The sequence below is a fragment of the Pseudoalteromonas sp. UBA2102 genome (assembly GCF_002331165.1).
Lineage (GTDB): Bacteria > Pseudomonadota > Gammaproteobacteria > Enterobacterales > Alteromonadaceae > Pseudoalteromonas > Pseudoalteromonas atlantica.
This window is the reverse complement of the sequence record NZ_DCYU01000034.1, coordinates 543-4704: the sequence shown is the minus strand read 5'-3', so window position 1 is coordinate 4704 and position 4162 is coordinate 543. Positions and strand designations below refer to the sequence as shown.

Annotated in this window: 6 protein-coding genes; 5 read left to right on the top strand and 1 reads right to left on the bottom strand. The window is 43.8% G+C overall.

All coding sequences use genetic code 11. The features are described from left to right. From B2R65_RS04060 to B2R65_RS04040, 5 genes are all read left to right on the top strand, one after another. A partial coding sequence (locus tag B2R65_RS04060) for an acyl-CoA dehydrogenase family protein (RefSeq protein ID WP_286741274.1) occupies positions 1 to 198 on the top strand: 198 nt, incomplete at its 5' end. 10 nt (positions 199 to 208) lie between these two features. Continuing rightward, a complete protein-coding gene (locus B2R65_RS04055) occupies positions 209 to 994 on the top strand; it encodes an enoyl-CoA hydratase (protein WP_029771833.1) in 786 nt (261 codons plus the stop codon). Beyond that, positions 994 to 2145, top strand: coding sequence for an enoyl-CoA hydratase/isomerase family protein (locus tag B2R65_RS04050; RefSeq protein WP_029771832.1), 1152 nt, complete (start codon positions 994 to 996; stop codon positions 2143 to 2145). Before B2R65_RS04055 ends, B2R65_RS04050 begins: the two co-directional genes overlap by 1 nt. 10 nt (positions 2146 to 2155) lie before the next feature. Then, a complete protein-coding gene (mmsB, locus tag B2R65_RS04045; protein WP_029771831.1) occupies positions 2156 to 3055 on the top strand; it encodes a 3-hydroxyisobutyrate dehydrogenase in 900 nt (299 codons plus the stop codon). Between the two features lie 9 nt (positions 3056 to 3064). After that, positions 3065 to 3835 (top strand): SDR family oxidoreductase, encoded by a 771-nt coding sequence (locus tag B2R65_RS04040; RefSeq protein ID WP_029771830.1) that lies wholly within the window; start codon positions 3065 to 3067, stop codon positions 3833 to 3835. 100 nt (positions 3836 to 3935) lie between these two features. On the opposite strand, the gene B2R65_RS04035 is transcribed toward B2R65_RS04040, so the two are convergent. Then, positions 3936 to 4162, bottom strand: a 227-nt coding sequence (locus tag B2R65_RS04035; RefSeq protein WP_286741273.1) for a phage integrase N-terminal SAM-like domain-containing protein, incomplete at its 5' end; no start/stop codon positions are given.

Genomic DNA, 4162 nt, shown 5'->3' with positions numbered 1-4162 from the left:
TTTGCCACCGATGTTGGCTTTAACGTGTGTAACGAGGCACTGCAAGTACATGGTGGTTACGGTTACATAAAAGAATACCCGCTTGAGCGCCATGTACGTGATGTGCGCGTTCATCAAATTTTAGAAGGCACTAACGAAATTATGCGTGTAATTATAGCGCGCCGTATTTTAGCCGAGTCTGCAAGCGACGTTTTATAAGGAGCAAGTTATGTCACAATCTAACCCGAGTATTGAACTGACTACCGAAGGCCATGTTGCTATTTTAACTATGTCTAACCCACCAGCTAATACCTGGACAAAAGACACCTTAATTGATTTAAAAAACAAAGTTAACGAGCTTAATAACAACAAAAACATTTATGCCTTAGTGCTTACTGGCGAAGGCGAGAAGTTTTTTAGCGCCGGGGCCGATTTAAACGTATTTGCTAGTGGCGATAAAGGCGTTGCCGCTGATATGTCGCGTGTATTTGGTGAAGCCTTTGAAGCACTGACTAATTTTACAGGGGTGTCGGTTGCGGCCATTAACGGTTATGCCATGGGCGGCGGGTTAGAAGTAGCGCTTGCGTGTGATATTCGTATAGCAGAAGAGCAAGCACAAATGGCACTGCCAGAGGCAAAAGTGGGTTTGTTACCGTGCGCGGGTGGCACGCAAAATTTAGCATGGCTTGTCGGCGAAGGCTGGGCAAAACGAATGATTTTATGTGGCGAGCGCTTAAAAGCCGATAAAGCCCTGCAAATTGGCTTAGTAGAGGAAGTAGTCCCACAAGGCGAAAGCTTTGCAGCGGCGTTAAAACTTGCCAATCAAGTAAGCGAGCAAAGCCCAAGCTCGGTTTCTGCGTGTAAAACATTAATTCAAAAAGGCCGCCATCAACCTATGGCGAGTGTATTACCACTTGAGCGTGAATTGTTTGTTGGCTTGTTTGATACACAAGATCAACAAGAGGGCGTTAATGCCTTTTTAGAAAAACGCCGCGCAAATTGGGTAAATGGCTAATGAGTAATTTAACGTTATTAAATAATGCCGACGACCCCGTGCTATTTGAAACGGCAAGTGCAGCAAACGGCAGCTTAATTGGGGTTATTACACTCAACGTACCTAAAGCATTAAACGCCCTTAATTTTGACATGATCAAATTACTCGAGCCGCAATTGCGGGCTTGGCAAAGCGATGATGCAATTGCAATGGTATTGTTAAAAGGCGCAGGGGATAAAGCATTTTGCGCCGGTGGCGATGTAGTGAGTCTTCATCATGCAATGGCGCAAGGAAAACCAACAAGCTTAGTGGAAGACTTTTTTACCCTAGAGTACCAGCTGGACTACCTTATTCATTGCTACGAAAAACCACTTTTAGTATGGGGGCACGGCATAGTAATGGGGGGCGGTTTAGGCCTAATGGCCGGTGCTAGCCACCGCGTAGTAACCGAAACATCGCGCATTGCTATGCCAGAGCAAACCATAGGCTTATACCCAGATGTAGGCGGTAGTTACTTTTTACATAAAATGCCACAAAGCGTCGGGCTATTTTTAGGGCTAACATCGGCCTCTATTAATTGTGAAGATGCACGCTTTGTATCGCTTGCCGATCACTTTATCGACAGCACTAAATATGATTCCATGCTAGCGCAAATTTTAGCGGCTAAGTGGGGCAAAACCGCAAGCTTAAATCATGAGCGTTTGACTAAATTATTAACCGATTTAGATAACCAATCTGCGCGTATGCCCAAAGGCAATATTAAAGCTAACTTAGCAACCATTCAAAAATTAGCTGAATTTAATACGCTACAAGAACAAGTTGATTATATTTTAGGCCTTGCTACTGACGATAAATGGCTGCAACGCGCCCAAAAATCACTTAAGCATGGTTGCCCACTAAGTTGCGCGCTAGTAAGTGAGCAGCTAAAAGCCAGTAAAGGCAAAAGCTTACTAGCGTGTTTTAAAATGGAGCTGGGTATGTCGGTACGCGCTGGCGAAGTAGGTGAATTTCAAGAAGGCGTAAGAGCACTATTAATAGATAAAGACGGCGCGCCTAATTGGCAATACAAAACACTGAATGATGTACCACAAGCCATAATAGAGAGCTTTTTTGCTAACCGTTTTGGCGAAAATCACCCACTCAATGGCTTAGACACCCCAACACACACATAAAGGAAAGACGATGACTAAACTCAATATTGGTTTTATCGGCTTAGGTAATATGGGCGGCCCAATGGCGGCTAACTTAATTAAAGCCGGCCATAATGTTACAGCATTTGATTTAAACCAGTCGGTCTTAAATGAACTTGCAAGTAAAGGCGCACACGCAGCTGATAATGCAAATGCATGTGCAACCAATGCCGATATACTTATTAGTATGTTACCTGCGGGCAAACATGTTAAATCACTTTATTTAGGCAATAACGACGATAGCGGCTTAATTAATGTACTTAGCAACAACACCTTAGTGATAGATTGCTCAACAATAGATGCAGAGTCGGCCCGTGTGGTTGGCAGCGCACTTGGCGAGCAGGGTATTAGCTTTGTAGATGCACCGGTATCGGGCGGTGTTGTCGGAGCAACCGCAGGCACGCTTACGTTTATTGTTGGTGGTAGTAAAGCCGCGTTTAATACCGCACAACCTGTGCTTAATGATATGGGTAAAAACATATTTCATGCAGGTGATATTGGCGCAGGACAAGTTGCAAAAATATGCAACAACATGCTTCTCAGTATTTTAATGGCAGGCACGAGCGAAGCCCTGCAAATGGGTATTAATAATGGGCTAGATGCAAAAGTACTCAGCGACATTATGACTGCAAGCTCTGGCCGTAACTGGACCCTTGAACTTTACAACCCATGCCCAGGCGTAATGGATACAGCCCCTGCAAGTAACGATTACAAACCGGGCTTTATGGTCGATTTAATGGCTAAAGATTTAGGGCTTGCCATGGAAGCCGCGCAGCAAAGTAATTCTTCAACCCCAATGGGGTCAATGGCTAAAAATTTATACACTATGCTACAGCACCAAGGTGCTGGCAGTGATGATTTTAGCGCCATTTTTAAACTGTTTTCTAAGTAGGAGTAAGGCGTGGAAATTAAAAATAACACGGTAGTAATAACCGGTGGCGCACAAGGTTTAGGCTTTGCAATGGCGCAAAAATTTGCCCTTATGGGCGCTAACATCGCACTTATAGATATGGCGCAAGAGTTATTAAACAACGCATGCGAGCAACTAACGCAGCTTGAAGGTGTATCTGGCACTATTAAAGGCTACGCCGCAAACGTAACTGTTGAGAGCGAAGTAGAAAACGTATTTAATACTATTAACAGCGATTTTGGACACATTGGCGTGCTTATAAACAACGCTGGCATTTTACGCGACGGCATGTTTATAAAAGCAAAAGACGGCAAAGTGGTAAAAAAAATGTCACTTGAGCAATTTCAATCAGTGATTGATGTAAATCTCACTGGCGTATTTTTAGCAGGGCGCGAAGCTGCAAGCCACATGATTGAATCAGGCAAAGGCGGCATAATAGTGAATATGTCGAGTGTAGCGCGCGCAGGTAACATAGGCCAAACAAACTACGCGGCATCAAAAGCTGGCGTAGTGGCACTTACAACCACATGGGCTAAAGAGCTTGGTCGTTTTGGTATACGCGTAGGTGCTATTGCACCAGGTGTAATAAGCACCGCCATGACCGACGCCATGAAACCCGAAGCCAAACAGCGCATGCTTGCAGTAACACCCGTAGGGCGTTTAGGCGAAAGCGACGAAATTGCCCATACTGCACAGTACATAATCGAAAACGACTTTTTCACCGGTCGCGTGGTTGAAATAGACGGCGGTATTCGTTTGTAAACCGAACTAGGTTAAGATTGATTTAAAAAGCATGGCGCTTGTGGGCTGTGCTTTTTTGTTTTAAGAAATACCTAATAAGAGTGGCTTTTGAATCACCTCTTTAAATAATAAGCTCAACGCATTTAAGGCTTGGTTTGAGTGTTAGGAGCAACTTTTTTTGGTTGACTAAGTGATTCAAAATAAGTTCGGCCTCATTATTTCCCATTGTTGTTGGGTGCCTAATAGAGTTAAATCGAATAAACGAAGCTATCCAGTATAAATACGCTTTAATGGTACTTTTAGCATAACGCTTTAGATACATTTGTTCGGCTATCATAGTTAAAAAAG